Origin of the sequence: Desulfosarcina sp. (genome assembly GCF_041551955.1) — a bacterium.
Lineage (GTDB): Bacteria > Desulfobacterota > Desulfobacteria > Desulfobacterales > Desulfosarcinaceae > Desulfosarcina.
In genome coordinates, this window is the sequence record NZ_JBFELV010000451.1 from 1 (window position 1) to 4085 (window position 4085).

General features: G+C 55.6%; 4 protein-coding genes and 1 pseudogene. All 5 read right to left on the minus strand.

Going from position 1 to position 4085, the window contains the following annotated elements:
• Nucleotides 1-328, minus strand: a pseudogene (locus tag ABYV26_RS22240) (hypothetical protein); the annotation flags it as partial.
• 50 nt (nt 329-378) lie between these two features.
• Entirely contained in the window at nt 379-1248 is an 870-nt protein-coding gene (gspC, locus tag ABYV26_RS22245) for a type II secretion system protein GspC (protein WP_372683550.1), read from the minus strand.
• A gap of 3 nt (nt 1249-1251) precedes the next feature.
• Nucleotides 1252-2121 (minus strand): type II secretion system protein GspN, encoded by an 870-nt coding sequence (gene gspN / locus ABYV26_RS22250; protein WP_372683551.1) that lies wholly within the window; start codon nt 2119-2121, stop codon nt 1252-1254.
• 8 nt (nt 2122-2129) lie between these two features.
• Complete coding sequence (locus ABYV26_RS22255) at nt 2130-2657, minus strand: hypothetical protein (protein WP_372683552.1); 528 nt, start codon at nt 2655-2657, stop codon at nt 2130-2132.
• Between the two features lie 6 nt (nt 2658-2663).
• The coding region (gspL, locus tag ABYV26_RS22260; protein ID WP_372683553.1) for a type II secretion system protein GspL at nt 2664-4085 on the minus strand (1422 nt) is incomplete at its 5' end.

Sequence of the window (4085 nt, forward strand, 5' to 3'; positions counted from 1 at the left end):
CCTCATCGACGGAGATCTTGGACGGGGAGATGATGGTCACCTTGCCCTTGACGCGCTGGTCGATGACGAAGTTCTTGCCGGTGAGTTCGCTGATGAACTTGATGAACACGCTGATATCCACATTGTTGAAATCAATGGAGACAAAGCGCTGTGAACCATTTGCCGTCACGCTGCCGCCAGGCGTCTGACCCTGCTTCTGGACCTGATTCTGACCCTGATCCTGATCTTGGGCTCCAGTGCTGGCGGCAAGGAGAAGAAACGTCAGCGCCGCGATCAGTGCGCCGACCCTGCATGTTCTGTTTGCACCCATTGTTTTTTCCATAGCCATATCTTCTTTTTCCTGTTTCCACCGGCAACGGTTCCGGTGTGCCTGGCCGGCTATCTGATGCTATATTGGATGTTTTTTTCCTGTCCCCTGCGTTTTAACTGCACGGAGAGGGTGGATGCGGATTTAAGGCTGTCCACCAGCTTCAACGCATCATCGACCGATGTAATTTCAGTGCCGTCTACGCCGGCGATGATGTCTCCGTTTCTCAGGCCCATTCTCCGGAAAATGGAATTGGGTTTGATGCTGGAGAGCGCCAGACCTGCAGGTACACCGTTTTCCATGTGTGGTTGGATCTGCACCTGGGTCATCAGCGACGCCACGTCCGTCATGGACTGCTCGATATAAGATCGCCTCAGGGAAATTCGCTGGGCACGCACTGCACCGGAGGACGGCGACGCCGCGCGAACGGGTTGCCCGCCAGGCCGGTAGCCGGATTTGCCTGACTCCAGTTCCTGCATCTGGAGCATTTCATCCTTTCCATTTACGGTCAGGACGACCTTTTCCCTGTGTATTTCCTTGACCGTGGCCGTCTGGATGGCATCGCCGGCACGGTATAGGTTCTGTTCGCGTACCTTGACATCTTCGATGACCGCATAGTCCCCGTCGTCGCTGCCGGAAACCGTTCCCCACAGCTTCAGGTTAAGCTTGGTCTCTTCCAGGGATTCGACATCCACTTTACCCGGCGGGGGTTCGTTGTTCGAACGGGTATTGAACAAGTTCCGCTCCAGGATTGCCTTGTATGCCGTCAAGGGGCGGCTGGTCGTGCCAGTATCGGTCACACGGTAGACATTCTGTTGGGTCGATGGGGGGGACTGGGTCAGCCCTGCAGAGAGGGTTCCGTATAGGCCGTCCACGACCACATAGGCGGAAACGGTGATGCAGAGCAGATTGACAAATGTAAAAATGGCTTTTGGTATCATCGCCTATCTCATGGACATGTCGGGGTTTTCAATGGAGCCGCGCACCCGGAAGGTCAATCCCCGGTTTCCCAGTGTCCGCGGGTTGACGATCCCCTGGGGCATCGTCTCTTGAAGCCGGGCGACCAACTCTGGTCGGGGTTTGGCATTCCCGGTGAGGTTCAGGCGGCTCTGCTCGAAGGGCTGCCTCAGTTCTATGGTGCCGGTAATTTTACCTTCAAGCATGGGGCCATCGAAAGTGAGGGATTTGAGCCGCAGGTTCCCGCCACTGATCGAAAAGTCCGCATCCGTCTGATCCATCACTAGCTCGCTGATGCCGAAAAAAGGTGCTTTCAGGGTGATGTGCAGATCCGGCACCGTCAACAACCCGCTGGTCATTCCCATCGGGGCACGCGCCCCGTCGTGGGTCACCCGGCCTTTAAGGGAACCGGCAAGGCTGAAAGGCGCATCGCTTTTGATTGCATCGAGCTTGTCAAGACGGATATCAGAGATGTCCGCTTCCACCCGCAAGGGACCGGGTCGGACGGCGGTTTCCACAGTTGCCCGGCCATTTATGGTCCCATCGGCAATATTTGCCTGAAAACGAACCTGTTTTTTTTCCCGCAGGAGGCTCGCCAGATCGGGTGAGACCCGGGCATCTTCGAAGTGAGCCAGCCGGACGCCGTCGCGGTTCAGGTCTACATCGATCATTTTAAGTCCCGGCGGCAGGGCCGGTCGAATCGACTTGGCCGCCATGCTCAGCGACGGGTCAATGGAAGCCAGTCGACCGTCCACGTAGGCTTTAATCGCCTGGTCGGGAAACAGCAGGATCAAAAAAAACGTTGCCGCCAGCAGGGCGTACAACAGATAAGCCAATATGGCCTTAATGGAAATCATGGCAAGCGCTACATCTCCAGTGTTTCGACTTGAAAGACCGTATTGATCAGATCGGCCTTCTGCTCTCCTTTGGAAATGGAGAGACGCTTAATGGAAATCATGTCCGCGGATGTTTCAATGCCGTGTAGATAGGCCAGAAGCTGCGCCATGGTGATTTCCTGCAGTTTCATTTCCACCATGGAAAGCCGGTACGGGCTGTCCTTCTGGGTCGTGGTCGTCGGCCTCATATAGGCGATATGGCTTTTGACGCCCGTCTGTCCAGCCAGGGTTTCCAGAAATGAAAAGAGGGTGAAGCCCGGTTTGCGCCTTTTCAGGTGGCGTTCCGCCGATTGCGCCTTTTCGGCCGTTTTGAGGTATTCCTCCTGCAGCAGGTTTATCTGTTCCCGCTCCCGTTCCCGGGTGGTCAGCGTCCGCGATAATTGCGTGTTTTTTTCGAACAGGGGAAAAACCAGGATCTGCAACACCAGAAAAATGACAATGGCGGCCGCTGCCCCGGCCACGGCGATTTTTTCCCGTTTGTTGAGTTTGATGGCCATGGTTGGTTAAAAATCCAGCTTCAGTTTGAATCTCACCCGGTTTCCCGATTTCTCGAGGTCGGCCGAGCTGATGGTCACGCGTGTAAACAGGTCCGATTCCTCCAAACGCCCTTTGATGTCGTCAACCGTGTTGAAGTTGTCCGTATCGCCGGACAGCACGACGTTGTCGGCTCCGGCAACCATGCGGTTGACCTTCACATCTGCTGACGACGGAATCTGCTGGCTCAAGACGTTGAGGATATCGATGATCCGGACACGGGCGCCCGTCAAATCGAAACCGGCGCTGCCGTCGCCGGCCGCTTTGATCTTGACCTGCATCTGCTGCAAGGGGTTCACCACGCGGGTGACCTCGGGAAAGGTACTTTTGAACACCCCTTCAATCTGTCGGTCCAGTTCGGCCAGGCGTCGTTCTTTGGCATTGACCGCAAGGATCTGGCCCCCCAGTACGGTCACCAGGGCAAGGACGATCAATATCCCGGTAAGGATGATGTGTTTGCGATATTCGCTCCAGTAGTGCTGGATCGTTGAGCGCTCCGTGGAAAAATTGACACCGCTGACGGTCTCGGTTTCCATCAGGGCCAGGGCCAGGGCGATATCCAGATGTCCGGATTGCCAGTCCTGAGTATTCAACGACCCCTTCAACCGGGGAAATGTCCGCAAATCGTCGATGGATTTAACCGGTACGCCCAACAATGTCGATGACCCGTTCCCCGTCGATAGCAGTGGGGACTGGGGGCCAGCGGAAAAAACCGTCGACGGGGTGACCGCGATTCCCAGGCTTTCCTGAAGGGCGATGAATGTCCGTTTCAGGGTCGATTCCAGATTGCGGATGATCGGATTGCCGTCGCGGGCGACCGGGAGGGTGCGGACCATGCGAAGGTGTCCCGAACAGACGGCGTAGATCGTGTGATTGCCTTCTCCGGTGTCGATAAAGAGAAAATCACCGTTGACGGCGGTCATCGTGGAGATGAACCGGGCTGCGGCATAGCCGCCGGGCACAATGACAGCCGGCCTTAAATTCACCGATTCGAGGAGCTCCAGATAGCGCTGGATTTCCATCTTTCTAACGGAGAATGTCAGCAAATCCTGATGTTTATCCCGTTTCACAGCCTCGAAATCGAAAATCAATTCCTCCACCGGAGTCGGCAGGGTAGGCTCTAGTTCAAAAGGCAGGATTTGCCGGATTTTTTTACGGTCATGAAAGGGAACAGAGATATTTCTGAAGGAAACGACGGTCGCGGGAATGCCAAGTACACAGGTGGCGCCGGCGGGCTTGATGGTTTCGACGATGGTCTGAAGGGCTTCTTGAATGCCTTCATCGCCCGCTTTTTTGTCCGCAGGAATGGGAAAATAGCCCTGCGACTCCAGCTGGCTGCCCTTGAAACTACTTTCCAGCAGAACGGCTGCGATCGATTCCTCTCGAATTTC

What these genes read in the sequence shown, in the direction of transcription:
- gspC (WP_372683550.1), bottom strand. Translation starts at nt 1,248, where the DNA reads ATGATACCAAAAGCCATTTTTACATTTGTCAATCTGCTCTGCATCACC.
- gspN (WP_372683551.1), bottom strand. Translation starts at nt 2,121, where the DNA reads ATGATTTCCATTAAGGCCATATTGGCTTATCTGTTGTACGCCCTGCTG.
- ABYV26_RS22255 (WP_372683552.1), bottom strand. Translation starts at nt 2,657, where the DNA reads ATGGCCATCAAACTCAACAAACGGGAAAAAATCGCCGTGGCCGGGGCA.